The sequence below is a fragment of the Paraburkholderia tagetis genome (assembly GCF_022213065.1).
GTDB classification, from domain to species: domain Bacteria; phylum Pseudomonadota; class Gammaproteobacteria; order Burkholderiales; family Burkholderiaceae; genus Paraburkholderia; species Paraburkholderia tagetis.
The window spans coordinates 193,625-219,963 of the sequence record NZ_JAKLJA010000009.1 but is presented as its reverse complement, the minus strand read 5'-3'; the positions used below and the strand labels follow the sequence as shown (position 1 = coordinate 219,963).

21 protein-coding genes, 3 tRNA genes and 1 pseudogene are annotated in these 26,339 nt (G+C 63.0%); 14 read left to right on the top strand and 11 right to left on the bottom strand.

Annotated elements, in window-relative coordinates; all coding sequences use genetic code 11:
* Positions 1–356 precede the first annotated feature (356 nt).
* From L5014_RS14325 to L5014_RS14310, 4 genes are all read left to right on the top strand, one after another.
* Positions 357–432 (top strand) — tRNA-Asn (locus L5014_RS14325).
* Positions 433–437: 5 nt separating this feature from the next.
* Positions 438–513, top strand: a tRNA-Gly gene (locus L5014_RS14320).
* Positions 514–526: 13 nt separating this feature from the next.
* Positions 527–601 (top strand) — tRNA-Thr (locus tag L5014_RS14315).
* Positions 602–954: 353 nt separating this feature from the next.
* Entirely contained in the window at positions 955–1,668 is a 714-nt protein-coding gene (locus tag L5014_RS14310) for a Crp/Fnr family transcriptional regulator (RefSeq protein ID WP_238464393.1), read from the top strand.
* 560 nt (positions 1,669–2,228) lie between these two features.
* Here the strand turns inward: L5014_RS14310 and L5014_RS14305 are convergent.
* Both L5014_RS14305 and L5014_RS14300 read right to left on the bottom strand, forming a co-directional pair.
* The gene (locus L5014_RS14305) at positions 2,229–2,471 is read right to left on the bottom strand and encodes a hypothetical protein (protein WP_238464392.1); all 243 of its coding nucleotides are present in this window, start codon (positions 2,469–2,471) and stop codon (positions 2,229–2,231) included.
* 513 nt (positions 2,472–2,984) lie between these two features.
* Positions 2,985–3,104, bottom strand: coding sequence for a DUF6447 family protein (locus L5014_RS14300; protein ID WP_238464391.1), 120 nt, complete (start codon positions 3,102–3,104; stop codon positions 2,985–2,987).
* Positions 3,105–3,121: 17 nt separating this feature from the next.
* Between L5014_RS14300 and L5014_RS14295 the strand changes: the two genes are divergently transcribed.
* A complete protein-coding gene (locus tag L5014_RS14295) occupies positions 3,122–3,349 on the top strand; it encodes a hypothetical protein (RefSeq protein ID WP_238464390.1) in 228 nt (75 codons plus the stop codon).
* Between the two features lie 70 nt (positions 3,350–3,419).
* Here L5014_RS14295 and L5014_RS14290 read toward each other — a convergent pair whose 3' ends face one another.
* A complete protein-coding gene (locus tag L5014_RS14290) occupies positions 3,420–6,977 on the bottom strand; it encodes a hypothetical protein (RefSeq protein ID WP_238464389.1) in 3,558 nt (1,185 codons plus the stop codon).
* A 376-nt stretch (positions 6,978–7,353) separates the two neighbouring features.
* On the opposite strand from L5014_RS14290, the gene L5014_RS14285 reads away from it, so the two are divergent.
* Together L5014_RS14285 and L5014_RS14280 are read left to right on the top strand one after the other, a co-directional pair.
* Positions 7,354–7,680 (top strand): hypothetical protein, encoded by a 327-nt coding sequence (locus L5014_RS14285; protein WP_238464388.1) that lies wholly within the window; start codon positions 7,354–7,356, stop codon positions 7,678–7,680.
* 415 nt (positions 7,681–8,095) lie between these two features.
* Positions 8,096–8,770, top strand: coding sequence for a Crp/Fnr family transcriptional regulator (locus L5014_RS14280; protein WP_238464387.1), 675 nt, complete (start codon positions 8,096–8,098; stop codon positions 8,768–8,770).
* Positions 8,771–8,866: 96 nt separating this feature from the next.
* On the opposite strand, the gene purM is transcribed toward L5014_RS14280, so the two are convergent.
* A complete protein-coding gene (gene purM, locus L5014_RS14275; RefSeq protein WP_238464386.1) occupies positions 8,867–9,928 on the bottom strand; it encodes a phosphoribosylformylglycinamidine cyclo-ligase in 1,062 nt (353 codons plus the stop codon).
* A gap of 226 nt (positions 9,929–10,154) precedes the next feature.
* Here purM and hda point away from each other — a divergent pair.
* The 6 genes and pseudogenes from hda to panB all read left to right on the top strand — a co-directional run.
* A pseudogene (gene hda / locus L5014_RS14270) lies at positions 10,155–10,853 on the top strand (DnaA regulatory inactivator Hda); the annotation flags it as partial.
* Between the two features lie 881 nt (positions 10,854–11,734).
* Positions 11,735–12,421, top strand: a complete 687-nt coding sequence (locus tag L5014_RS14265) for a histidinol-phosphatase (protein WP_238464385.1) — start codon at positions 11,735–11,737, stop codon at positions 12,419–12,421.
* A complete protein-coding gene (gene pcnB, locus L5014_RS14260) occupies positions 12,418–14,046 on the top strand; it encodes a polynucleotide adenylyltransferase PcnB (RefSeq protein WP_238464384.1) in 1,629 nt (542 codons plus the stop codon). Before L5014_RS14265 ends, pcnB begins: the two co-directional genes overlap by 4 nt.
* Before the next feature lie 66 nt (positions 14,047–14,112).
* Complete coding sequence (gene folK, locus L5014_RS14255) at positions 14,113–14,754, top strand: 2-amino-4-hydroxy-6-hydroxymethyldihydropteridine diphosphokinase (RefSeq protein WP_238464383.1); 642 nt, start codon at positions 14,113–14,115, stop codon at positions 14,752–14,754.
* A complete protein-coding gene (locus tag L5014_RS14250) occupies positions 14,751–15,434 on the top strand; it encodes a deoxynucleoside kinase (RefSeq protein WP_238464382.1) in 684 nt (227 codons plus the stop codon). The genes folK and L5014_RS14250 overlap by 4 nt, the downstream gene beginning before the upstream one ends.
* Positions 15,435–15,476: 42 nt before the next feature.
* Positions 15,477–16,292 carry a 3-methyl-2-oxobutanoate hydroxymethyltransferase gene (gene panB / locus L5014_RS14245; RefSeq protein WP_238464381.1) on the top strand — a complete coding sequence of 272 codons (816 nt, stop codon included), beginning with the start codon at positions 15,477–15,479 and terminating at the stop codon, positions 16,290–16,292.
* 190 nt (positions 16,293–16,482) lie between these two features.
* Here the strand turns inward: panB and pabB are convergent, their stop codons facing one another.
* The 4 genes from pabB to grpE form a co-directional block, all read right to left on the bottom strand.
* On the bottom strand, positions 16,483–18,468 hold the full coding sequence (gene pabB, locus L5014_RS14240) for an aminodeoxychorismate synthase component I (RefSeq protein WP_238464380.1): 1,986 nt from the start codon (positions 18,466–18,468) through the stop codon (positions 16,483–16,485).
* Positions 18,469–18,527: 59 nt separating this feature from the next.
* Entirely contained in the window at positions 18,528–19,661 is a 1,134-nt protein-coding gene (gene dnaJ / locus L5014_RS14235) for a molecular chaperone DnaJ (protein ID WP_238464379.1), read from the bottom strand.
* 315 nt (positions 19,662–19,976) lie between these two features.
* Complete coding sequence (gene dnaK, locus L5014_RS14230) at positions 19,977–21,920, bottom strand: molecular chaperone DnaK (RefSeq protein WP_238464378.1); 1,944 nt, start codon at positions 21,918–21,920, stop codon at positions 19,977–19,979.
* Between the two features lie 271 nt (positions 21,921–22,191).
* The gene (gene grpE / locus L5014_RS14225; RefSeq protein ID WP_238464377.1) at positions 22,192–22,764 is read right to left on the bottom strand and encodes a nucleotide exchange factor GrpE; all 573 of its coding nucleotides are present in this window, start codon (positions 22,762–22,764) and stop codon (positions 22,192–22,194) included.
* A gap of 402 nt (positions 22,765–23,166) precedes the next feature.
* Between grpE and L5014_RS14220 the strand changes: the two genes are divergently transcribed.
* Positions 23,167–23,328: a hypothetical protein gene (locus tag L5014_RS14220; protein WP_238464376.1), complete on the top strand. Its 162-nt coding sequence runs from the start codon at positions 23,167–23,169 to the stop codon at positions 23,326–23,328.
* On the opposite strand, the gene L5014_RS14215 is transcribed toward L5014_RS14220, so the two are convergent.
* From L5014_RS14215 to hrcA, 3 genes are all read right to left on the bottom strand, one after another.
* A complete protein-coding gene (locus L5014_RS14215; protein ID WP_238464375.1) occupies positions 23,300–23,707 on the bottom strand; it encodes an RNA-binding S4 domain-containing protein in 408 nt (135 codons plus the stop codon). The two genes, L5014_RS14220 and L5014_RS14215, sit on opposite strands and share 29 nt — an antisense overlap.
* A 138-nt stretch (positions 23,708–23,845) precedes the next feature.
* Entirely contained in the window at positions 23,846–24,913 is a 1,068-nt protein-coding gene (hemH, locus tag L5014_RS14210) for a ferrochelatase (RefSeq protein WP_238464374.1), read from the bottom strand.
* Positions 24,914–25,167: 254 nt separating this feature from the next.
* Positions 25,168–26,187: a heat-inducible transcriptional repressor HrcA gene (gene hrcA / locus L5014_RS14205; RefSeq protein WP_238464373.1), complete on the bottom strand. Its 1,020-nt coding sequence runs from the start codon at positions 26,185–26,187 to the stop codon at positions 25,168–25,170.
* Positions 26,188–26,339: the final 152 nt, after the last annotated feature.

Sequence of the window (26,339 nt, the reverse complement as noted above, 5' to 3'; positions counted from 1 at the left end):
GCTTCCTTCAGACCCCGCCTCGCGACGACGCCCTTGCGTTTCACTAGCCCTTCGCCCCATCTGGCTGGGCAGGGGACTCTCACCCCCAAGCTGTTGCGCATGCTCGGCGCACAAAAAAAGCCGGGCAGAAGCCCGGCGCGAAACCTCCCGAGGGCGACTTGAGATCGCGGGGGACCCGGGAGGCGTTGACATCATCGATTATCTCGAAGCTCTCAACCCGGCGCAGTGACAACGATCACTTTTGCCACTACGCGCGCAACGACTACCGTGCAAAGGCCGAGGAATATATTTCAATGAAATTGTGATCGCGATCACAAAAATCCACGAACCGTGATGTAGAATTCTGCTCCTTCTGATCCCCGATAGCTCAGTCGGTAGAGCGCCGGACTGTTAATCCGTAGGTCCCTGGTTCGAGCCCAGGTCGGGGAGCCAGAGATGCGGGAGTAGCTCAGTTGGTAGAGCGCAACCTTGCCAAGGTTGAGGTCGCGAGTTCGAGACTCGTCTCCCGCTCCAGCACTCATCATCTGCCCATGTGGCTCAGTGGTAGAGCACTCCCTTGGTAAGGGAGAGGTCGGCAGTTCGATCCTGCCCATGGGCACCACTCTTTTGCCGTCTCAGCGGCCCGCTCGGGCCAGCCTTCACATCCACAGTTTCTTCTTCGCCACGCCAACGCAGGACTTCCGCCTTGCGGGCGCTCCTTGCGATTCTGGCGTGTCGATCGTTGCGATAGCACGCATCACGCGCCCTCCAGGTAGAAAATTCCACGGGTCGTCTGTGCTCGCGCGCACGTAAATGCAGAGCAAAATTTCGCAACCTGCGGACATTTTTTTCCTAACATTCAATTTATCTGAATGCATCAGCGCCAATAAAACCCTATGAACGGGCGCATCCCGGAGTCCGTGCAACTGATTGATCATCGACGATTAGCGCGTCACGCGACGTGCCTGAACAAAAATGAGCGCTGACTACAATCTCGAAGAATGTTTGAGACAGCAATTTCTGTTTAAATCAAGCGATAACAGCACGATTGAGCTTGCCCGCAATTCGTCTCGTGTGGTGAAGGTCAAAGCTGATGATTATCTGGTCCGTCAAGGCGATAGAGCGTCGCCGTTGGTCATCTTGCTCTCCGGCCAGCTGCGCACCTGCCTTCTTACCGAGGACGGCCGCGAAATTGCGCTTCACCTGCTCAACGCCGGGGATGCGACAGGAGCCGCATCCATCATTCATGGCGCTCCAAGCATGAAAAGCATTGTCGCCGTTAAGGCGAGTACCGTCGCGCTGATCAATCGCGCCGATGCACGCCGGTTGTTCTCCGAACCGGGTGTAGCCCGCGAAGTCAACGCGATGTTCGCGAGGCTGATTAAGGGCACCGTTGAGAACCAGACGGCCATAGGAACCCCGCGAGCGACCGCCAGGGTGTGCGCAATCATCTATGCGATGTTCATTGACTCGGGTGCGGACCCTGCGAAGCCATTCGGCATCCCGACCCATGCCTCGCTGGCCGCCGTTGCTGAAGTCAGTCGCGAAACCGTCACGCGCGTGCTCTCGTCGCTTGCACGCCGCAATATCATCATCAAGCAAGGGCACCAGATTATCGTCACGAACCCTGCCGCCCTTCAGCAACTCGCGACCGGCGTGTCGCATGCCCCCCAAGATGGCAAACCGTAGCCTTTCTTTGGCGCGGCTCATGCGCTTATCCCGCTGAGTCACGCATCTCTCATCGGCATGCCGATCAGCGGCGCGTCAGACCGGATGAAATTCTGTTTGCGGCTTTAGTGCGTGCAAACGACTCAGGAGACCGCCGACTTGCTTCGAAAGCCACATCGCCGCAATGAAGACGCTGTCAAAACGCGAAATCCGTGAGCTCGCCCGACAGGCACGGAACACGAAGCGCAACCCGGCTCGCAGATGGAGCGCCATCGGACGCGCGCTCATTTCTATTGCCGTCATTAGCGCTGCCCTGCTGGTGACACTCTTCGGAATTGCCGCTCTGCGCAGCTAAAGGCCACGCCAGGCCAGCCCGGTCTCAGGCGTAGTTAGACGCAACGCGCGTTTATGCTCCAGGCGAAAAAAAGCCGAGCCTAAGCCCGGCGCAAAACTCCCAAGCATTTTCCGAGGGCCGAGACTCGGGAGGTATTGGCGGAAGTGATTATCAGAAAAACGTTATCTAGGCGCAGTGATAAAAATCACATCCCCAATAATTTAGAAAAACTCTAATGTGGGACTGCTCAGTTGCTCCTTGTTAAGTTGCTCACTGCGATGCCGAACTGCTGCTTGATGACCGAGAATTCGTCCGTAAGCTGGTCGATACGCGTTTGCCGGTACTGCAAGACTCTTTCTTTCTCGGTGATCTCTGCCATCAGCTTTGCGTTCAGTTCGCGTATCCGTTCAGGACTGAGCCCCACGCTCACCGCCTGCTCGCCGTTTGTCCAAACGAGGCGTCCCTTGTTTAGCCGCCATGCGGCAGCCAAGCACCTTCATTCGAGTCGAGTGCCGATTGGCAAACAGGTTCGCAGATGGGGCTTCCCTACCCCGAACACCTTGACCACGCGTGCAAACAGTGTATCGGTACCGGCGCGCGCAGCCGCCTGAGCGGGTCCTTCCTTGAGTCTGTACTTCATGTAGAGCCTCATCTGATGGTCGTTGATGTGTCGTTCAGGCACTGCGCCTCCCTTGACACGGAATACTCAGTTCATACCCGAGCTACCGCGACCACCGACAAGGCTCTCCAATGACGGGGGCTCCTCGGCGCGGCGTGGCGGCAGCGGTTCCGCGCTACGCCCTTCACCGCTGCCGCCACGCCTGCACTTTCATCCTGATTGACGCGCTGCTCTCACCTTGATTGACGCGCGGCACGCGGAACGATTTAAATCCAGCATAGATATTTCGCATAAACGGCCAGAACCTCGCGGTCAGCATTCGCATGCATGCGGCCCATACCCGATTGCGTCGCGCACCTTGGGCACGACAGCGGTCGCAAGAGATCAGTGCGAAATAGCATGCGGCAGCTCGACCTTCAACACCTGTGCGTAAGTTACGCGCGCGGTCGTCGCAATGTCCAGTTGAGCTTGCAGGCGCTGGATTTCAGCGTCGGTGACCGGCACGTTTGTGAGTTGCTGCCTTGCTGCATCGCTCAGGTTTCGATCTCGTAAGCGATTTGCTACGCGATGTCGTCGATGGTGATTCGAATGGCACCGTCAACGTGACTGTCGGAACGGGCCACAGCCTGATTGACCTGTCGAACGGCGATAACAGGGATACCAACGGTATCCATGGGGGTCATGGCATCGCCGGCACAGTGGAGAGGGCCGGAAAACGGCCGGAAAGCTTTGCTTGGTTATCCAAGTAAGCCAAAAACAAAAACCCGCCCCCTTGTGAGGGACGGGGTTCAATCGCTACAACTCTACAAACCTTACGACTTAGGCCGTCAGAGCGAAGTGACCAGCGGTAATCGTCGAACCGACGGTATGAGCACCCGTCAGCTGGATGAGCGTATCGCCAGCGGCCAGAGTACCCGTACCAGCGCCAGCACCGCTGTTCTCAACGACGTAGGTGTTGCCACCATACTGGAACGCAACAGCAGCGTGCGAAGCCAGACCGTTGTCCGCAGCGGCGACTGCAGCCGCCAGGTTCGCTGCCGCGCTAATCGACGTTTGTTGCGCAGCCGTGACCTGGCCAACCGACGCGAACGCAGCGTCCTTCAGGGTGATGATGTCGCCGGCAACAGCACCGTTGATAACCGTATTCGGAGCAACTGCACCTGCGGTAACGACGCCGGTCAGAATCGAATCCGAGCCGGTAGCAGCCGAGTGCGCACCCAGCGTGACGTTTGCCGAGTAGGTCGCAGCCGTGCCACCTGCTGACAAATCAATCAGGTTCGAACCCGTACCCACGGTGACGTTCACCTTGCCTGCGGTCGACGCATCGATAACATAGTTGTTACCGTTGCCAAGCGTGATGCTGTCCGTGAACGTAGCAGCGGCACCGGTCGTCAGATTCACCGTGACGTGCGCGTTATCGCTAGCACCCGAGATGGTAACGCCGTTAGCGAACGCATCTTGCAGGCCCATGCTCTTTTCAGCAGCGGTCGTGCCCACTTGACCCAGAGCCACGTTACCGTTCAGCGTCAGGCTTGTCAGCGAATCAGTCAACGTGCCGATGCTAACAACGCCAGTACCACTGTTCGCGACGTTCAGCACCGAAGCGTTGTCGACGAGAGTCGAAATCGACGTGTTGCCCGAACCCGTGAACGTCAGGTTACCGAGGTTGGCATCCGTGAATGTTCCGATGGACAGACCGCCAACGCCGCTGTCGGTGTTGTTCAATGTGAACGACGTCGCCTGAGTCGTGCTTTCCGTCAGGTTCGTGATGGTCAGTGCGCCCGTGCCGCTCACGTTCAGCGTCGACAGACCGTTATCCGTCAACGTCGTAATCGTATTGCCCGTGTTGGTGGCCGGGTCATACGCAACGTCGTTGCTGACGATATTCACGGTGCCCACGCCCACGCCGTTTGCATCAGCCAAGCTCAGACCAAAAGCGGTGATTGCCGCCTTGTTCGTAGCTGCGCCGATGGTCAGGGTGGTCGAATCCGACGCACCCGTCGCATCTGCGTAATTCACCGCAACGGTTCCGGTCGTGTTTGCATCGATGGAAACCGAAGCACCCTTCGCGACCTTGTTGAACGTGATACCAGTGGAGCCGACGATGTCCAACGAGCTCGCGTTAGGGTTCAACACGCTCATGTCAATCGTGCCGGTCACGCTCGACGTCACGCCGACCGTTTGGAAACCAGTCAACTTAGCTGCTTGAGCTGCGGTCAAGCCAAATGCACCGCCGTCCAAAATGAGTTCATTGTTGGTAGCGGAACCTGCTGCAATAGCCTTGAAGGCGGTAGCAGTGGCACGGTCGTCAATCGTGATGACGTCCTGGCCCGTCGAGCCGGTGAACGATTGCGTCGTCGCATCCAGCACAGCCGTGAACTTGCCGCTCGACGTGTCGGTGATGGCCAGGGCCGCACCACGTGCCGCCAGACCGCTTCCAGCTGCCACGCCACCGTCGTTGAAGCCCGCTGCACCACTGACATTCAAGGCGGTCAGGCTGCCGTTGATTGCGCCCAGCTTCAACACGTTCGTGCCCGACACGTTCAACGTCGTCAATCCGGTATCAGCGAAAGCAGTGAGGGTCGAATCAGCGCCGGCCGTAATCACGTTCAACGTCTTGATTTCATTGTTGATGTCGGTGATGGTGTTGTTACCACCCGTTGCCGACGTCACAACACCGGCCGCAACCGTCGGAGCCGACAGTCCGTTCAGCGTCAGGTTCAGTGACGAGTTGGTGCCCGGCGTACCCACTGCGCCGCTGGTCGTGCTGGTCGTATTGTTGTCGATGGCCAATGTACCGGCCGTACCACTCAGCGAGAGGTTCGCCAGTGCATTGTCGTTAATGACCGAAGTAGTTGCACCAACCGCGTACGTGCCGGCAGCGCCGCCACCATAGTTGCTGAGGGACACCGACGTAATGGTGTTGGCATTCGTCGTGCCGTAGTTGGCATCGGTCACGGTCACGGCGCCGTCAACTACCCCTGCGACCGCTGCCTTTGCGGCGGTTGCGGCCGTTGCGGCTGCAGCGGCCACGCCGGTCACGCCCGGAGCAGCCGTAACCAACGTTGCTCCTGCCGAACCAGCCGTGGCAGCGACCGCAGCTGAAGCGGCGGCGTCAGCCGTCTGGTTGACCGTTACGGTCGTCGTTGCCGACGTCCCCGTTACACCAATCGCGCCGCCCGTCACGGTATTGCCCGCGCCCGCTGCTTCGGTCAGGTTGGCCGTGACGGTCACGGTCGTGCCGCCCTTGACGTTGATAGCGTCAGCGGTAGCGGCACCCGTTTGGGTCGCCAGCATGTTTTCCGTGACAGTAACCGTGCCGGTCACTGCGGCGGTGGTACCGACATTAATGACACCGGTGACGCCAGCAGTCGTCACGCCATTAGCCGTGACAGCGACGTTTGCACCGCCCTGCACGTTGATGGCGGCAGCGGCTGCGGCAGCATCCGTCAGCGAAACGTTCGTCGTGCCGGCAGCCGTGATGCCTTGCGCGCCGCCAACTTCGGTCACGTTCAACTGGGTCAGCCCTGTCCAGCTCGAGAAATTATCGACACCCGTAGCACCAGCATCTGCCAGGTTGACCGTCTGCACACCCGAAACCGTAACGCCGGCCGGGAGGTCAGAAGCCGCAGCACCGGCAGCCGTCGTCACCGCGAGATTAAACACGTTGCCCGTGCTGCCCTTCGCTGCGGTGATGCTGTCCAGCGGCGTGAAGGTCGACACTGCAGTAGCCGTGCCGCCGGAAGCATTGCCAATAATGCCGTTGACGACGTTGTTGTTGCCCGTCAGCGTGACGTTATCCACACCAGTAGTGAGCGTAACCGTCTGGCCAACCGGGGTGCCACCGATGGACGCGAGCGTCGTCGGCAGGTTGTTGATGGCCGTCTGTTCCGAAGTCGTGTCGATCACGCCTTGCAGTGCCGCGCGTGCGTTGTTCGCGGCCGTGTTGCCCGAGTAGGCAGCAGCTTCCGACACGTTCTGCGCCAGTGCGTTCGTGAAGGCTTGTGCGTAGCCCAGCTTGGCTGCCAGCTCCGTTGCGTCCGTACCCTGTGCGCCGTTGTAGATGTTCAGCGCGACCGAGGCGAGCGTGAACTGGCCGGTCTGGATGCCCTGAACGTAGAAGTTCGCACCGGTGACATCTGCTGCGCGGCCGAACAGCGTTTGATAGATCTGGTTGACTTCGGCGTACAGGTTGCCGCTGCTGTACAGCGCAGTCGACTCAGCCGAGTTGCCGAACGCATTGATGATCGAGTTCAGGTTGCCACCAGCCTGGTTGAGCTGGTTCGCCCAGTAAATCAGGCCAGCCGGATCGGCCGGACGGCCGTAGTAGGCGATGTAGGCTTGTTGTACCTGAGCGTAATAGTCTGCAGCAGCCATGTTTGAACACCCCAAAAAGGTCTGTTATTGCCGATTAATGTCTCGGCGCCGCAATGCGGGCGCCAATCAAGGCAAGCCAATCCAAGTAGCGATCGACAATGCCAGCCCCGGACGAGCCGGAACGAGGCTGAATTGTCAGATGTGTGAATAAGGCAAAATGTGATCGCACGCACAAAACCGAAAATTCCTTGCGACGCATTTATGTTGCCGTCTTGACGCGCAGGATAACTAATCGGTTGCCGAACGGCAGACAGGCAGAGGCCAGGGAGATGGGCCGTCAACCCCGGTTTAATGGGACCGACGGCTTGCTGCTCGGGTGTTACATGGCTGCCCCATAGGGGGCCGCCCATTCTAAACGGCGCGAATAGGTAATTCTGTGACGGCCATCACAATTGCCACAACAGCCTGTGAGCCGTTCGTCACGCAAACCACAGCCTCCATGCAATGCACATTAGGTGATGATCTAAATTTATCGCAAACGTTTGCCCTGCTTCCACGAGTCGATGTCGTTGTAACCGCAACAAAACATGTCGTTTTTCAACTTCGCAAACGTTATCGTCACAAAAACCTTGCAAAGGTGCAGAAATCATCAACTGCCTGGCAGCTATTTTTTCATCTCAATCGACAGATTAGACGGCTGAAGAAATTTCTTCGACCTGCTATATTTATCCCGTTGCAGGAGATGGCATTCGCCGGTCATTGAAGATAAGAACCAGCAAGATTTCAGATGTACCGTTGGAACGCCGCCCTAAGACCAGGGAGGCAAGCAGAAATTGGGCGCTGGAATTCGTGGGCAGTATGGCGACCATATGCTTGCAAGTTTTTTGGGGGAAATGTGGGTGCATGAGCCAATGCTCATGCTCAACAACATCTGGCCGCCGATCAAACTGTAATGCGTTTGTCACATTAAATTCACCCCCATTTAATCGACACAGCACCCGAAAAGACCGAGCCGAACAATACCCGAGGAGCCAAATCTAAACCCAGAGCCACCAAATATTACATAGTTGTGCCAATCAGAATGTTGACCAAATAAAATAATCGGACCATCCGAGGGGAGCACGAAAAAGCCAGCGAATGCTCATGCACTTAGCTAGCGATTTTCGATGCCATAGGAAATGAATGCCAACTACGAAGTATTGAAACACCAGATTCTGCTTTGCAATGCACGAGACGAAGTCGTTGATCTTGCAGCCAAATTCACCAAGGTTGCAAGCGTCAAGGAGGGCGAATACATCTGCTTTCAGGGGGATGCGCAGGCGCCGCTCGTCTTTCTCCTCGAAGGCCAGTTGCGCGTATCGACGTACTCCGAGGATGGAATCGAGATCCCGGTGAGCGTCGTCCATTGCCGCGAATGCGCGGGAGAAATTTCAATCCTCAACCGCGTGCCGGTGTGGGCCAACCTGGCTGCGGCCAAGGACAGTGTGGTTGGCCTCCTCGACCGTGCGCACGCGCGTCAGCTACTCAATGACCCCGACGTCGCGCGTGCACTGAACAGTCTGATGGCGAGGCGCTATATGGGTCTCGCTGCGTCGCGCAGCGCACGCAGCCAGTCGCGCGCCGGCGCACGCGTGTCCGCCGTGATCGAGGCGACCATCGGCGAACGAGTATCGGGCGATCTCTCTCTCGTCGAACTGCCCAATCAGAGCACGATCGCGGCCATGGCGAAGGTAAGCCGCGAGACGGTCTCGCGCGTGATCTCATCGCTCGAAAAGCGCGGCATCGTCAAGCGGGAAGGCCGGGCGATCCGCATACGGGACCGCGCCGCGCTGCATCTGCTAGCAAGCGCCTGAATGTAAATCAGCGCGCGGGGCAAGGCGCGCACGCTACAAACAAAAATGGCCAGCGTTGCGCTGGCCATTTCTTATGGTGCTTATGGTGCAAGCCGCTTAGACCACCACCGTCTGCGCCTCGCCTTCCTTGCTCTCACGCACCACACCAATCTTCCAGACCTGCTCACCCGCAGCAGCCAGCAGCGAAGCCGCCGCATCGGCCTGATCCGCCGCCACGATCACGGCCATGCCGATACCGCAGTTGAACACGCGGTGCATTTCCGCATCGGCCACGCCGCCATGCTTTTGCAGCCACGAGAACAGCGGCGGCAGCGGCCATGCCGCATGATTCAGCTCGGCCGTGAGCCCTTCGCGCAGCACGCGCGGAATGTTCTCCACCAGACCGCCGCCGGTGATGTGCGCCATGCCCTTCACGGTGATGGTTTCCATCAGCTTGAGCAGCGGCTTCACGTAGATGCGCGTGGGCGCCATGAGCGCGTCAGCGAGCGAGCGGCCGTCGAAGTCGGCGTTCATGTCCGGATTCGCGCGCTCGATGATCTTGCGCACGAGCGAGAAGCCGTTCGAATGGATGCCGCTGGAAGCCAGGCCCAGCACCACGTCGCCGGGGACGATCGTGCTGCCGTCGATGATCTTGCTCTTCTCCACCGCGCCAACCGCGAAGCCGGCCAGGTCGTATTCGCCATCGGGGTACATGCCCGGCATTTCCGCCGTTTCGCCGCCGATCAGCGCGCAGCCCGAAAGCTCGCAGCCCTGCGCGATGCCCTTGACGACCGTGGCCGCCGTATCGACGTCCAGCTTGCCGCATGCGAAGTAGTCGAGGAAGAACAGCGGCTCGGCGCCCTGCACGAGGATGTCGTTTACGCTCATCGCGACGAGATCCTGGCCAACCGTATCGTGTTTGTTCAGATGAAACGCGAGGCGCAGCTTGGTGCCCACGCCGTCGGTGCCCGAGACGAGCACGGGCTCCTTGTACTTTTTCGGCACTTCGAAGAGCGCACCGAATCCGCCGATGCCGCCCATCACGCCGTCGCGCAGGGTCTTCTTCGCAAAGGGCTTGATGCGGTCGACGAGCGCGTCGCCCGCGTCGATGTCCACGCCTGCGTCGCGGTAGGAGAGCCCTTGCTCCTGATTAGCGGGGCCGGATTTCGGTTGATTCATGGGGAAGAGGCAGAAGGTCGGTAAAATGCGATTTTAACCGATTGATGGCGCCTCGCTGCCGCCCCGCACGTGGGTATGCGCGAGTATTTTGGTAGTAGCGGAGCGGGCCCGCCAACCGGAGACCACGTTTTGTCGCCGAACATACCTATTTTCAAGCGATATCGGCGCGGGGCCTTCGTGTGGGCCGCGCGCCACAGGAACTGACAGACCTTCGGCCAGACACACCGTGCAGCGACAGCTAACGCTCGATCTCGGCACCCCGCCGCCATCGACCTTCGACAACTTCCACACCGGCGCCAATGCGGAGCTGGTCGCGCGGCTGCGCGGGCTCGACGCCGCGCTCGCCGCGAGCGCGGCCGTCGACCCGAAGGTCGACCGCACGTTCTACATCTGGGGGGAGCCCGGCAACGGCCGCTCGCACCTGCTGCACGCGCTCGCGTTCGAGACGCCGCCCGGCCGCGTGCGCTATATCGGGCCGAAGAGCGGTCTCGCCGCTTTCACGTTCGATCCGCGCGTGCCGATTTACGCCGTCGACGACTGCGACTCGCTCTCGGGCGCCCAGCAGATCGCCCTGTTCAATCTCTTTAACGAGGTGCGCTCGCACCCGAACACGGCGCTCGTCGCCACTGGCAACGCGCCGCCGATGGGTCTCGCGGTGCGCGAGGACCTGCGCACGCGCCTCGGCTGGGGCCTCGTGTTCCACCTCACGCCGCTCTCGGACGCCGGCAAGGCCGCCGTGCTCAAGCAGGCGGCACGCGAGCGCGGCATCAATCTCGCCGACGACGTGCCCGCCTACCTGCTCACGCACTTCCGGCGCGACATGCCGAGCCTCATGCGCCTGCTCGACGCGCTCGACCGCTTCTCGCTCGAGCAAAAGCGCGCGGTGACGCTGCCGCTGCTGCGCACGATGCTCGCGACGGGAGAGGATGAGTCGGGCGTCGATATCCCGGATGCCGATACGCTGGGCGTCGATTTGCCGGGCGTCGATACATTCACGCCCGATGGCGAGAATAACGCGGCCGCCCCGCGCAGCGGCGGCGCAACACCCGCCACGCTTCCGGACGAAGCAGGCGGGAGCACCGCGGCCCAAGACCGCAGTGCTGCCAAGCCAGCGGATCTTGCCGATGCGCCTGCTGGCACGGGTGAGCAAGACGTCGCCCGCGGCGTCGAACTGGAATTGTTCCCGTCTCAGGACACCCCGCACGCTGGATCCACGGCTGGACCCACGGCCGCATCCATAGCTGCGGACACCGGCTCGAGCACCGGGGCGCCCGGCGCCGCCTACGAAGCACCGAAGGCTCCAGCCCTGCAACCGCGCGCGCCGCTCGGCCCCCCGCCGTTCCAGCCGCCGACCGACAACGTCGAAGGTGAACTGGGGGCCAGATTCCGCGACGTCGTCCACCGTGAACTGGGCGCCGAGCTCCAGGGCGAGGTCAACGCCGACGTGAGCAACGAAATGAGCGGCGAGCTCAACGGCGACCTCGATCCTCCCGCCGATCCCGCGAGCGCCCCGACCGTCGCCGATCCTGCCGGCTCCACCACGTCCACCGATCCGGCATCGCCCGGCGCTGCGCACGCGAATCCGCCCACCGGGCCCACGGCGGCGAACACGCCGCCGTCGGCGCCATCGTCCGAAACGTCCTCCGCGTCTCCGGACGCACCGCAATCCGATTCCGGGCCCCAGCGCCAGAAAAACCCGGAAAGACCGGAAAGCCCAGAAGACCCGAAACACCCGGAGCGCCCCGCCTCGCCGGCCGCAGCCGGTACCGGCAACGGCTTTACCCGCTTCAAGTAAAATGAGCGCCCATGGCTAATCTTGCACTTTTCGATCTCGATCACACGCTGATCCCCACCGACAGCGACCACGAATGGGGCCGCTTCATGGTGAAGCTCGGCATTGTCGACGCCGAGCGCTTCGCCGAGCAGAACGACCGCTTCTACGCCGACTACAAGGCCGGCCAGCTCGACATCCACGCGTATCTCGTCGCCATGCTCACGCCGCTCGCGAAGTATTCGCGCGCGCAGTTGAAGGAATGGCACGACCAGTACATGCACGAGGTCATCAAGCCGACCATCCTGCCGGCCGCCGTCGAACTCGTGCAACAGCACAAGGAAGCGGGCGATCTCTGCTGCGTGGTCACGGCCACCAACGAGTTCATCACGGCGCCCATCGCCGAGGTGTTCGGCGTGGACAAGCTGATCGGCTGCGAAGTCGAAACCGTCGACGGCCATCCGGCGTCGGCCTTCACCGGCCGCCCGACGGGCACGCCGAGCTACCGCGAAGGCAAGATCCTGCGTGTGGAGGCATGGCTTGCTTCGCTCGGCAAGCGCTGGTCCGACTTCGAGCACAGCTACTTCTATAGCGACTCGCACAACGACATTCCGCTGCTCGAAAAAGTCACCGACCCGATCGCGACCAACCCCGACGACACCCTGCGCGCCCACGCGCAAAAAGCAGGCTGGCGCATCCTCGATTTGTTCCAGGCATCGTGATCAAGAAATTCATCCGCAAGCTGTTCGGCCAGGACGACGCCTCCGCAACGCAAGGCGCCGCTACCGGCAACAGCGACACAGCACTGGCCGCGGCATCGCATGACAGCGAAGCCGCAGACGAAGCCACTGGCCGCCCGCGCCGCAAGACGGTCACCGCGAAGAAGACGCCCAAGCCCCGCGCGGGCAAGGGCGTCGGCGATCCGGCCACGCCCATCGTCCTCTCCGCCGACATCCACGGCATCGATCCCTCGCTCATCTCCCGCAACGCCGTGCGCGTGACCGATGGCCTGCAGCAAGCGGGCTTTCGCGCGTTCATCGTGGGCGGCGCGGTGCGCGATCTGCTGCTCGGCATCGCGCCCAAGGACTTCGACGTCGCCACCGACGCCACGCCCGACCAGGTGCAGAAGCTGTTCCGCCGCGCCCGCATCATCGGCCGGCGCTTCCAGATCGTGCACGTGCAGTTCGGCCAGGAGATCATCGAGGTCTCGACCTTCCGCGCGCTCGTGGACGCCCCGGCCGCCCCTGCTGCGCCGGCCGACGCCGCGCCCGCGAAGCGCCTGCGCCGCGACGAGCTCGACCGCAAGACCCACGCCGTGGACGCGAGCGGCCGCGTGCTGCGCGACAACGTCTGGGGCGAGCAGCACGAAGACGCCACGCGCCGCGACTTCACGATCAACGCGATGTACTACGATCCGTCCACGCAGACGGTGCTCGACTATCACAACGGCATGGCCGACATGCGCGCGCGCCTGTTGCGCATGATCGGCGACCCGGCCACGCGCTACCGCGAAGACCCGGTGCGCATGATGCGCGTGGTGCGTTTCGCGGCGAAGCTCGGCTTCGAGATCGAAGAGCATACGCGCGCGCCGATCCTGGAGCTCGCGGACCTCATCAACAATGTGCCGGCCGCGCGTCTGTTCGACGAAATGCTCAAGCTGCTGCTCTCGGGTCACGCGCTCGAGTGTCTCAAGTGGCTGCGCAAGGAAGGCTTGCACCACGGTCTGCTGCCCTTGCTCGACGTGATTCTCGAGCAACCGCAAGGCGAGCGCTTCATCACGCTCGCGCTCTCGAACACCGACGCGCGCGTGCGCGCGGGCAAGCCGGTCTCGCCGGGCTTCCTGTTCGCCACGCTGCTGTGGCACGACGTGCAGCAGCGCCTGCAACAATACACGGCCGAGGGCGATTTCCCGGTGCCGGCGCTGCATCGTGCAATGGACGACGTGATCGACGCGCAGACGGAAAAACTCGCGATCCATCGCCGCTACTCGTCGGACATGCGCGAGATCTGGGGCCTGCAACTGCGCCTCGAAAAGCGGGGCCGCAGCGCGATCAAGCTGCTGGAACACCCGAGATTCAGAGCGGGGTATGATTTCCTCCTGCTGCGCTGCGAATCGGGCGAGCTCGACGCCGAAGTCGGCCAATGGTGGACCGACTTCATCAGCGGCGACCCGGCCGCACGCGAGACGCTGCTCGCCCAGGGCGGCAGCAAGGAGCGCGCGCCGCGCAAGCGCCGCCGTCGCGGCGGCGCAAAGAACCGCAAGACGGGCGAAGCCGCAGCGGGTGCCGAAAGCGCCGCAGCGGCATCCACCTACGGCGGGGGCAACGACGAGCCGCACGAGGACTGAAGCCATGCAGTACGCAGCCCCGTGCAGGTATATCGAATGCCTTTGCGCAACACAGGAACTGAAGCCATGACGGTTGCCTGGCTGGGAATCGGCGCGAATCTGGGGGATGCGCGCCAGACCCTGAAAGACGCGGTGGTGTGTCTTGCTCAGCAGCACACCATCACCGTGCTCGCCAAATCGAGTCTGTACCGCACCGCGCCCATCGACGCGGGCGGTGACGACTATTTCAACTGCGTCGTGAAGCTCGACACGCGGCTTTCGGTGCGCGAGCTGCTCGGCCTGTGCCATCGCATCGAGCACCACTTCGGCCGCGAGCGCCCCTTTCGCAACGCGCCGCGCACCCTCGACATCGACATCCTGCTATATGGCGAGGCCGTGATCGACGAGCCCGACCTGATCGTGCCGCATCCACGCATGACGGCCCGCGCGTTCGTGCTCGCGCCGCTCGCCGAGATCGATCCCGGACTCACCATTCCGGGCCATGGCGTGGTCAGCACCTTCTTGTCCGCCGTCGCGGAACAGCGCATCGAAAAAATGAAGCCACTGTGCCAGTGCCTCGCCGAGTCCGGTGCTGGTGCTGGTGTCGCTGCTGGTGCCGCCGCTGGTGCCGCCGCTGGTGCCGCTGCTGGTGCTGCCGCTGGTACCGGAAAACCGGCTGACGACACCTCCGCCGACACGTCGCAGCGCGCTCCGGGCACTTGCCGATGAGCACGCCCCTGTCTTTCACCACCACGGTGGCCGCACGCCCCACCGCGCTCCAGTACATCGCGATCGAAGGGCCGATCGGCGCGGGCAAGACCGCGCTCGCGACACGGCTGGCCGAGCGCTGGTCGATGCAGACGCTGCTTGGCTCGCGCGCTGACAACCCGTTTCTCGAACGCTTCTACCGCGATACGACGCGCCACGCGCTGGCCGCGCAACTCTCCGTGGCGTTGCAGCGCGAGCATCTCTCGCAGCAAGTGGCCGCGCAGCGCGCCGCCGGTACGCCGCTCGTGACGAACTTCCTTGCCGAGCGCAACGACCTGTTCGCGCGCCTGACGCTCTCCGAAGAAGAGCTGCCGCTCTTTCAGGCGCTGGCCGCGCGCTTGCGTGTAGAAGCCCCTGCGCCCGACCTCGTGGTGTATCTGCAGGCGAGCCCCGAAGCGCTCTATGCACGTATCCAGAAGCGCGCGGTGGCGGCGGAGCAGCACATCTCCGACACCTTCCTGCGGGCGTTGTGCGACAGCTATAACGAATTTTTCTATCATTACGACCGTGCGCCGGTGCTGACCGTCGGCGTCGAGAATCTGAACCCGCTCGACTCCGATGCGGACCTTGCGCTGATCGCCGAACGTATCGAAACGATGCGCGGCCGCAAGGAATCGTTCGTCAAGGGCACGTCGCTCTAAGCGTCGCGCCGTCCGGTTTTTCTTTTCCCTAACGGATTCCCCATGACTTACCTGCAGGAAACGAGCCGCAGCGCGGTCACCGTGCCCAAACTCCAGGCGATGCGCGACGCCGGCGAGAAGATCTCGATGCTCACGTGCTACGACGCGAGCTTCTCGGCGCTGTGCGACCGCGCGGGCGTCGATACCGTGCTGATCGGCGACTCGCTCGGCAATGTGCTCCAGGGCCATACCACGACGCTGCCCGTCACACTCGAAGACGTCGCCTATCACACGGCCTGCGTCGCGCGCGCGCAACCCAAGGCGTTGATCATCGCCGATCTGCCGTTCGGCACGTTCGGCACGCCCGAGGAGGCCTTTGCGAATTCGGTGAAGCTCATGCGCGCGGGCGCGCAGATGGTGAAGATCGAGGGCGGCGAATGGCTCGCGCCCACGGTGAAGATGCTGGTCGAGCGCGCGGTGCCGGTGTGCGCGCACATCGGCCTCACGCCGCAATCGGTGCACGCGTTCGGCGGCTTCAAGGTGCAAGGCAAGACCGACGCGGCCGCCGAGCAGCTCGTGCGCGACGCACTGGCGCTCGAGGCCGCAGGCGCGCAGCTCGTGGTGATCGAGGCGGTGCCCGCGACGCTCGGCGCGCAAGTCACGAAGCAACTGCGCATTCCGACGATCGGCATTGGTGCGGGCCTCGATTGCTCGGGCCAGGTGCTCGTGCTGCACGACATGCTCGGCATCTTCCCTGGCAAGCGTCCGCGCTTCGTGAAGGACTTCATGGCGGGACAGCCCGATATCGAATCGGCCGTGCGCGCCTATGTGAAGGCCGTGAAGGAAGGCACCTTTCCCGGACCCGAGCACGCGTTCTGATACCTGCTCGCCCATGCAAGACGCGCGGCGGGCAGCAGAACATAGCGCCACTGCGAAATGCAAAAAAGCGCGTTCCTTGCGGGACGCGCTTTTTTATTGCTCGCTGTTTTCTACCTGTGGCTCTGCGCCCGGCCGTTCACCTGCGCGCCGATCAAGCCGATCAAGCCAATGCGCCTGCCGCGCGCTCAGCTTATCGGATCAGGCGCGCGGCCACGGCTCCGCGCAGCGCATTGGTGAGCATGAGCGCCTCAGCATTCAGCACGTCCTCGCGCGTGAGCACGCGCTCCCGCGCCCCAAACGCCGCATCGTCGAGCAGTACGCCGCGCATCACGCCGGGCAACAGCCCCGACGCCAGCGGCGGCGTCCACCATTGCCCATCGAGTTTCACGAACACGTTCGAGCGCCCGCCTTCGGTTAGCTCGCCGCGCTCGTTGAAGAACAGCATGTCGAAGCCACCCTGTGCTTCGGCCTCGCGCCATGCGCGGTCGAATTCGGCGCGGCGCGTCGACTTGCGCAACAGCAGCGCATCGGCCGACTCGACCGGTGCGAAGCCGTGATCCGGCGCGAGCAGCACACCGACCGTATCGCGCGCGAGCGGTGCAAGCGGTGCGCCGGTCAGCGTTGCCGCCCCGCTCTTGCCGAGCGCAAGCCGCAAGCGATGTGGCGCATTTTCATCACCGTCCGCGAATGCCGCACATGCTTGTTCGAGACGCGCGCGTAACGCTTGAACGTCGCACGGAAAGCCGAGCCAGGCCGCGCTAGCCGCAAGCCGCGCAAGATGGCGCTCGACGTGACGCACGCCTTGCGCGCGCGTCGCGTACATCGTTTCGAAGAGTTCGATGCCGGGATCAGCCTGGGTGAGAAAACGCGCTTTCAATCGGCACTCCTCGTATTCGTCTGCGGCCACACTGTCGAGCACGATGCCCGCGCCCACGCCCATTTCGCCGCGTCGTGTAGCGCCATTGCCCGCGCCAGGCGCATCGAGCGTGAGCGTGCGGATCACGACCGAGAGGCAGAAGTCGCCGCAGGCCTCGCCATCGCGCGGCGCCTCCAGCCAGCCGATGGTGCCCGTGTAGAGCCCGCGCGGACCGTGCTCGAGCGCCTCGATCAATTCCATCGTGTGGTGCTTGGGCGCGCCCGTGATCGAGCCACACGGAAACAGCGCGCGCATCGTGTCGGCGAAAGTCGTGCCGGGGCGCATTTTCGCCTCGACCGTGGAGGTCATCTGCCAGACAGACGCGTAGGGCTCGACGCTGAAGAGCGCCGGCACGCGAACCGAACCCGTCTGCGCGACGCGCGACACGTCGTTGCGCAGCAGGTCGACGATCATCACGTTTTCAGCGCGATTCTTGGGATCGTTCGCGAGGAATTGCGCGGCTGCGGCGTCCTCGGCCGCATCGGCGCAACGCGCGGCGGTGCCCTTCATCGGCCTTGCGCGCAACGTTTCGCCCTGCTTCTCGACGAACAGCTCCGGCGAGCACGAGAGCACCCAGCGGTCGCCCGGCAACGCGATAAGCGCGCCGTAGCGCACGCGCTGACGCTCGCGCAAGCGCCGGTACAACGCCACCGGCGCGCCGAACGCCTCGAAGCTCAGCCGATACGTGTAGTTGATCTGATACGAGTCGCCGATGCGCAGCGCATCTTGCACCGCGCCGATGTCGCGCTCGAAACGCTCGCGGTCGACGCCCATCGTCACGTCGGCAATGCCTGCCGGCGCTGGCCCCGACGTCTCGCTGCCGCCCTCATGCGCGGCAAGCCAGGCATCGGCCTCCTCGCGCGAGAGGCGCTCGCAGCGTTCAAACAATAAAAAACGCAGCGCGGCGTTGCCGTGCTGCGTTTTGCTGGATGAGGCGCTGTCGGGTTGTTCGTTGTCGCGAGTCTGACGGTCGCGAGTCCCGCGGTCGTGAACTTCGATTTCGCGCTTCGCGAATTCGAGCGCGCGCCCGAATTCGTAGTCGCCGAGCACGAGCGCATGAAGAGCCGCACCCGATCCGGCATTGCGCAACTCATCGTTCAACGCGCGGCACGCCGCGTCGAGATCCGCTGCGCGCTCGCACGCGATCTCGCGCACGAACCCCGTGTAAAGGCGGCTCGAACGGCTGGCCGCCGTCGAGTCGCCGTCATCGAGCAGCGCGAAAACCACGTCACCCGTCGCACCGCCTTGATTCACTGCCATTGACGTTACCGCCTGCTACCGAACGAACATCGCACGAAGCGATTGGACAAAGCCGTGCATCAATCGAAGAAGCTCTTCACGCGATCGAACCAGCTCTTGCTCTGCGGACTGTGGCGCGCGCCGCCTTCCACGAGCGACTTCTCGAACTGTTGGAGCAGGTCGCGTTGCTGCTCGGTGAGCTTGACCGGCGTTTCGACCTGCACATGCACGTACAGATCGCCGGCGATGCTCGAGCGCAGGCCCTTGATGCCCTTGCCGCGCAGGCGGAACGTCTTGCCCGACTGCGTGCCTTCGGGCACCGTGAAGCTCGCGCGGCCCGCGAGCGTAGGCACTTCGATCTCGCCGCCAAGCGCCGCCGTGGTGAACGGAATCGGCATCTGGCAATGGAGGTCGTCGCCGTCGCGCTCGAACACCGAATGCTGCTTGATGTGGATCTCGACGTAGAGATCGCCCGACGGCCCGCCGTTGATGCCCGGCTCGCCGTTGCCGGCCGAGCGGATGCGCATGCCGTCGTCGATGCCCGCCGGAATCTTCACTTCGAGCGTCTTGGTTTCCTTCACCTTGCCCGCGCCGTGGCAGTTCGTGCAGGGCTCGGGAATGTAGGAACCCGTGCCATGGCACTTCGGGCAGGTCTGCTGGATGCTGAAGAAGCCCTGCGACATACGCACCTGACCCGAGCCATGGCAGGTCGGGCAGGTTTCAGGCTTGGTGCCGGGCTTCGCGCCCGAACCGTGGCAGACCTCACAGCCGCTCCAGCCCGGCACGCGAATCTGCGTCTCGTAGCCGTGCGCCGCCTGCTCCAGCGTGATTTCCATGCTGTAGCGCAGATCCGCGCCGCGATACACCTGCGGGCCGCCGCGCGCACCGCGGCCACCGCCTGCGGCCTGGCCGAAAATATCACCGAAGATGTCGCCGAAGGCGTCCGCGAAACCGCCGAAGCCCTGCGCACCGGCGCCGCCCATATTTGGATCGACGCCCGCATGGCCGTACTGGTCGTAAGCCGCGCGCTTTTGCGAGTCCGACAGCATCTCGTAGGCTTCTTTTACCTCTTTGAAATGCTCTTCCGCATCCTTGTTGTCCGGATTACGGTCGGGGTGGTACTTCATCGCCAGCTTGCGATACGCCTTCTTGATTTCGTCGTCGCTCGCGTTCTTCGCGACGCCCAGAACCTCGTAGTAATCCCGTTTCGCCATATCGGTTCAACGCCGGCCGCCCACCTTTCGGCACGCGCCGGCTCCTCTTGAATGCTGGATCTCGTGACCCGTTTGCCGTTGCTTGCGAACCTCCGCGCGCGGGCGCTTTCACGCCCCGGCGGCCCCTGCAAGAGAACGGCCTCCATAAAACAAATGTGCCCGGAGAGCCAAAAGGCCCGCCAGGCGCTGCAATGCCGACCCGCATCGTAACCGATGCGGCCGTGCTTCGGTCTGTTCAGCCCTTTCGGTCCGGGCCCGATTCTCGCGGCATCCGGCGCGAATCACGCCGGATGCCCTGGCCCTGAACGAACCGACTTAGTCCTTCTTGACTTCCTTGAACTCGGCGTCGACCACGTCGTCGGCGGCATTCTGCGCGGTAGCTTCGGCACCTGCGGCGCCTGCTGCCGCACCCGCCGCGCCTTGCTGCGCCTGCATGTCGGCGTACATCTTCTCGCCGAGCTTCTGCGACGCTGCCGACAGCGCCTCGACCTTCGCCTCGATCGTGGCCTTGTCGGCCGACCCGTTCTTCAGCGTTTCTTCGAGGTCCTTCAGCGCGGCTTCGATCTTTTCCTTTTCGGAGGCATCGATCTTGTCGCCGTACTCGGCCACGGCCTTCTTCGTGCTGTGAACCAGCGCATCACCCTGGTTGCGCGCGTCGGCCAGCTCACGCAGACGGTGGTCTTCTTCCGCGTTCGCCTCGGCGTCCTTCACCATCTTCTCGATCTCGGCTTCCGAAAGACCCGAGTTCGCCTTGATGGTGATGCGGTTTTCCTTGCCGGTCGCCTTGTCCTTCGCGCCAACGTGCAGAATGCCGTTCGCGTCGATGTCGAAGCTCACTTCGATCTGCGGCACGCCACGCGGTGCGGGCGGAATGCCTTCGAGGTTGAACTCGCCCAGCAGCTTGTTGCCGACCGCCATTTCGCGCTCGCCCTGGAACACCTTGATCGTCACGGCGCCTTGGTTGTCGTCGGCCGTCGAGTACACCTGCGCGTGCTTCGTCGGGATCGTGGTGTTCTTGTTGATCATCTTCGTCATCACGCCGCCGAGCGTCTCGATACCGAGCGAGAGCGGGGTGACGTCGAGGAGCAGCACGTCCTTGCGGTCGCCCGAGAGAACCTGGCCCTGAATCGCGGCGCCGACGGCCACGGCTTCGTCCGGGTTCACGTCACGGCGCGGATCCTTGCCGAAGAACTCCTTGACCTTCTCCTGCACCTTCGGCATGCGCGTCTGGCCGCCGACGAGAATCACGTCGTCGATGTCGCCAACCTTCACGCCCGCGTCCTTGATCGCCACACGGCACGGCTCGATGGTGCGCTCGATCAGGTCTTCGACCAGCGCTTCCAGCTTGGCGCGCGTGATCTTCAGGTTCAAGTGCTTCGGACCCGAGGCATCCGCCGTGATGTACGGCAGGTTGATTTCGGTCTGCTGGCCCGACGAGAGCTCGATCTTGGCCTTTTCAGCGGCTTCCTTCAGGCGTTGCAGCGCGAGCACGTCCTTCGAGAGGTCGACGCCCTGCTCCTTCTTGAACTCGCCGATGATGTAATCGATGATGCGCTGGTCGAAGTCTTCGCCGCCGAGGAACGTGTCGCCGTTGGTCGACAGCACTTCGAACTGCATTTCGCCGTCAACGTCCGCGATTTCGATGATCGAGATGTCGAACGTGCCGCCGCCGAGGTCGAACACGGCGATCTTGCGATCGCCCTTTTCGGCCTTGTCCAGACCGAAGGCGAGCGCGGCTGCCGTCGGCTCGTTGATGATGCGCTTGACTTCCAGACCCGCGATGCGGCCGGCGTCCTTCGTGGCCTGACGCTGGCTGTCGTTGAAGTACGCGGGAACCGTGATCACGGCTTCGGTGACCGGCTCGCCGAGGTAGTCTTCAGCGGTCTTCTTCATCTTGCGCAGCACTTCGGCCGAAACCTGCGACGGCGCGAGGTTGTTGCCGTGCGCTTCGACCCATGCGTCGCCGTTGTCGTGCTTGACGATCTTGTAGGGCATCAGGTTGATGTCCTTTTGCACTTCCTTTTCGTCGAAGCGGCGGCCGATCAGGCGCTTGACCGCGTACAGCGTGTTCTTCGGGTTGGTGACCGACTGGCGCTTGGCCGGCGCGCCGACCAGCACTTCGTTGTCGTCCATGTAGGCGATGATCGACGGCGTCGTGCGGGCGCCTTCCGAGTTCTCGATCACCTTGACCTGATTGCCTTCCATCAGCGCCACGCACGAGTTGGTGGTGCCGAGGTCGATACCAATGATTTTGCCCATTTTTTCCAGATCTCCAGATTTTGATCGCTGGGCGCTCGCCGCTTCTCCGCCGCTTCTCGCGTGGTGCGGGGGCGTTCGCCTCAGTTCAATTCGGTTTCAATTCACTGCTGCCCAAATGTGTGCCGCAAGGGCGTTTTCAAGAGCTTTGGGCTATGAATTCGTTAAATTTTTTTGATCGGCGGCGCGTTGATCGATGCAGCACCGCCCAAACTTTCCAATGCATTACAAATCGGTCGCCCGAAGTGCGTTACGTCGTGTGTTACGTCGTGCGTTACTTCGGCTGCGAAACCGTGACCAGCGCCGGACGCAGCACGCGGTCGGCAATCACATAGCCCTTTTGCAGCACGGCAACGACCGTGTTCGCATCCTGCTCCGAAGGCACCATCGAGATGGCCTGGTGGCGATGCGGGTCGAACTTCTCGCCGACCGGGTTGATCTGGAGCACCTTGCCTTTCTCCAGCGCGCCGACGAGCTGCTTGAGCGTAAGCTCGACACCTTCGTTGACCTTGGCGAGGTCGTCCGAGCCGTGGGCTAGCGCGGCTTCGAGGCTATCCATGACCGGCAGCAGATGCTCGGCGAAGCTCTCGATGGCGAACTTGTGCGCCTTGGCGACGTCCTCCTGCCCGCGGCGGCGGACGTTTTCCGTCTCGGCCTTGGCGCGCACGAATGCGTCTTGCAGCTCGGCAACCTTGGCTTGAGCTTCGGCGAGAGCCGCTTGCGCATCGCCTTCCGGCGCCGGCGCGGCACCTTCAGCCGGTTGTTGTTGCGGCTGGGCAGCGGCCTGCGACGCCTCGTCCGCGGGCGTGGGGTTCTGGCTCGTCGGGTTCTCTTGCGTGTTTTCCATGTCGCTGAACGTCGTTGAATAGTAAAAAGGGGAACAAAGCACGAGCCGTTTTGCCCGCCGTGTCAGTCACGCCGGCGAGCGTTGCGCCGGAGCGATGACCGCTTTGTCCATTGCGACAGCACTTGGGTGCCGGATCGCTTATTTCAAGGGCTTCGCGCGGTTTTTTATACATGGTCAAGCCACCGAAATCGGTCGTTACAACCATTACCGCAGTGCCGCAAGAATGAAATTGAGTACGGGGCAACCCTGACCTAGACTTAACATTAGGTGCTGCTCACGACGCGTTTACCCTGAGTCCGGCACCGCACCGAATGGGCCTCTGTCGTTCGCGGATGTTTCTCGCCAACGGTCTGCCAGTGGGCCTCGTACTGGGCGTTTTGCAGCTTTCCCTTGGGGAGTACCGTGAAACTGACCTTTGCCATCTCGGTGGTCGCCCTGGTACTCATCGCCGGAACCACCACCATCTGCCTGTCCGGCGTCGTGAACGAGAACACGACAGAATACGGTGGCGTCCACGCCACGATGGAAGCCCTCTTCAATCCTCACGTGAAAGTTTGTCGATAGTGCGCCGGTCGCGCTTGGTCGGCCTGCCGTGCAACACGGCGGCCGGCTCGCGAAAAAGCCGGCGCCGCTCCTGCTCCGCCGCGCGCCGTGCACGGCTAGGCTCGCTTTCCGCGTAGAGCGTCTGGGCAATGCTCGCGGGCCCGCGCACCTCGCAGATACCGAGCACCTGCACTTCCCAAAGCACGTGATCGATCTCGATTTCCACCAGATCGCCCACGCGCACGTCCCGGGAAGCCTTCACGATGTCGCCGCCGATGCGCACGCGGCCCTTGCCAATGGCGTCCGACGCCAGCGAACGCGTCTTGAAGAAGCGGGCGGCCCACAGCCATTTATCGATGCGCAGGCGTGCGCCGGGTTCGGTCGAAATCTTGTAATTCATAACGATGCTTCCTGATTGAGCGCCGGGGCTGGCGGCCTGCATCAGCACTTTGGCGCCCACTTTGGCGCCATATCGCGGCTTGCGGTGCCTTCCTTGTAGCGTCGGTGCGTTACATCAGCCCCATGCAGAACACTGCGCTCAGGCCGCCGCGCCCGCCGGGACCATGGCCTTCACCGGCCAGCCCTGCAGGTTCTGCGCGACGATCTCGCCAAGCGCGGCGATCCACGCAGGCGACGCGTTCAGGCATGGAATGCGGTGGAACTCCTTGCCGCCGCCATGCAGAAACTCGTCGCGGACCTCCATGCCGATTTCCTCGATGGTCTCGAGGCAGTCCGCCGTGAAACCGGGGCAGAACACATCGGCGCGGCGCACGCCGCCCTGCCCGAGCTCCCTGAGCGTCGGCGCGGTATAGGGCTGCAACCACTGGGCCCGCCCGAAGCGGGACTGAAACGTGACGCGGCATTCCACGGGCGTGAGCTCCAGCGCATGCGTGAGGAGCGCCGCCGTCTGCTGGCATTGATCATGGTACGGGTCGCCGAGGTCGAGCGTGCGGCTCGGCACGCCGTGAAAGCTCAGCACGAGGCGGTCGCCGGCCGCGAAGTCGGGGCGGCCATGCGCCTGCCAGTACTGTTGCACCTGCGCCGCGAGCGCCGCGATATAGGCCGGATGGTCGTGATACGCGCGCACCGTGCGGATTTCCGGCTGATTGCGCATGCGCCGCAGCTTGGCGAACGCAGCGTCGAAAGCCGTGGCCGTGGTCGACGCCGAATATTGCGGATACATCGGCACCAGCAGGATGCGCTCGGCGCCGGCGAGCTTGAGCTGACTGAGCATCGCAGCGATGTCGGGCGTGCCGTAACGCATCGCGTAGTCCACGAGCACCGTGTAGTCGTTCAGATGCAGCAGATGGCGCAGGCCGTCGGCCTGCTTCTGGGTGTGCACGCGCAGCGGGGAGCCTTCTGGCGTCCAGACCGCCGCGTATTTTTTCGCCGACGATCGGCCGCGAAACGGCAGGATCAGTCCGCGCAGGATGACTTGCCAGATGGGCGCGGGAATCTCGACCACCCGCGGATCAGAGAGGAACTGCGCCAGATAGCGGCGCACGGCACGCGGCGTGGGCGCGTCGGGCGTGCCCAGATTGATGAGCAGCACCGCGACACGATGCGCGACGGCGGACTGCAGGGGCCGCTCCAGGTCGAAACGCATAGGCGATCAGGAACGCCGCACTTCAACGCGCGGCAAGGGTTGCACAAGTGCGCATTATAGCGGGCGCGTTTCGATGCGCCGTGCCGGCTCCGAAGCAAACCCACGGCGTTCCCCCGAGGCGCTCGCCGCAGCGCCGCGCGCCGGACCGCAGCGCTGGCCATTCGGCCAATGGCGCGCCGCGCCGCTTCGGGCGATGATCGGAACCACAGGGGGAAACGAGCGGAACGCGCGAGGAAAATGCAAGGAAAGCGCGCTCAGTTCTGGCTGAGCGCGAGGGAAAGCAGGCGCGCGGTGATATCCACGATCGGAATCACGCGGTTGTAGGCCATACGTGTCGGGCCGATCACGCCAAGCGTGCCGACGATCTTGCCGTTCACTTCGTAGGGCGCGGTCACCACGCTCATTTCCTCGATCGGCACGAGGTTCGACTCGCCGCCAATGAAGATCTGCACGCCCTGGGCGTGGCTCGACACGTCGAGCAGTTGCAGAAGGCTCGTTTTCTGGTCGAACACGTCGAAGAGCTTGCGCAAGCGCGCCATGTCCGACGATAGATCGGCCACCTCGAGCAGGTTGCGCTCGCCGGAAATGAGCACGGTTTCGCCCGTGTCGGTTTCGTCGGTGCTCGCGGTCACGGCAGCGTGCATCAGCGTGGTCATATCGCCGCGCAGCGCGTCGATCTCTTCGCGCAGGCGCTGGCGCACCTCGTCGAACGAGAGGCCCGCGAAATGCGCATTGATGTAATTGGAGGCTTCGATGAGCTCGGAAAGCGTGAAATCACGCTGCGTCGCCATGATGCGGTTCTGCACGTCGCCTTCGGGCGTCACGATGATGAGCAGGATGCGCTTGTCCGAAAGGCGCATGAACTCGACCTGCTTGAACACGTGGCTGCGCCGCGGCGTGAGCACCACGCCCGCGAACTGCGAGAGGTTCGAGAGCACGCTGGCTGCCGCCGCCACGACCTTCTGCGGCTCGCCGGGGCGCAACGTGGTTTTGACCGCGCGCGTGAGCGCGTCCTCGTCGGCCGAGGGCTCGACGGTGAGCATGGTGTCGACGAACAGGCGGTAGCCGCGCGGCGTGGGCACGCGCCCCGCCGAGGTGTGCGGGCTGGACACGAGCCCCAGCTCCTCGAGGTCAGACATCACGTTGCGGATCGTCGCGGGGCTCAACTCCAGGCCGGAAAAGCGCGACAGCGTGCGCGAGCCGACCGGCTGACCTTCGGCGATGTAGCGCTCGATCAGCGTTTTGAGGAGGGTTTGTGCGCGAGGATCTAGCATGACTGAAAATTCTAGCCTAATGCCGGGTTGGCGGCGAGTCCGCTCGCAAGCGCGCCGGCGGCCGGAAACCAGGGGCTGGCGGGCATTGCCGGGGCCACTAGGGCCACCGGCGCCATCCGGAAAGGTTGCGGCAATTGCGCCGCTACCGGCGG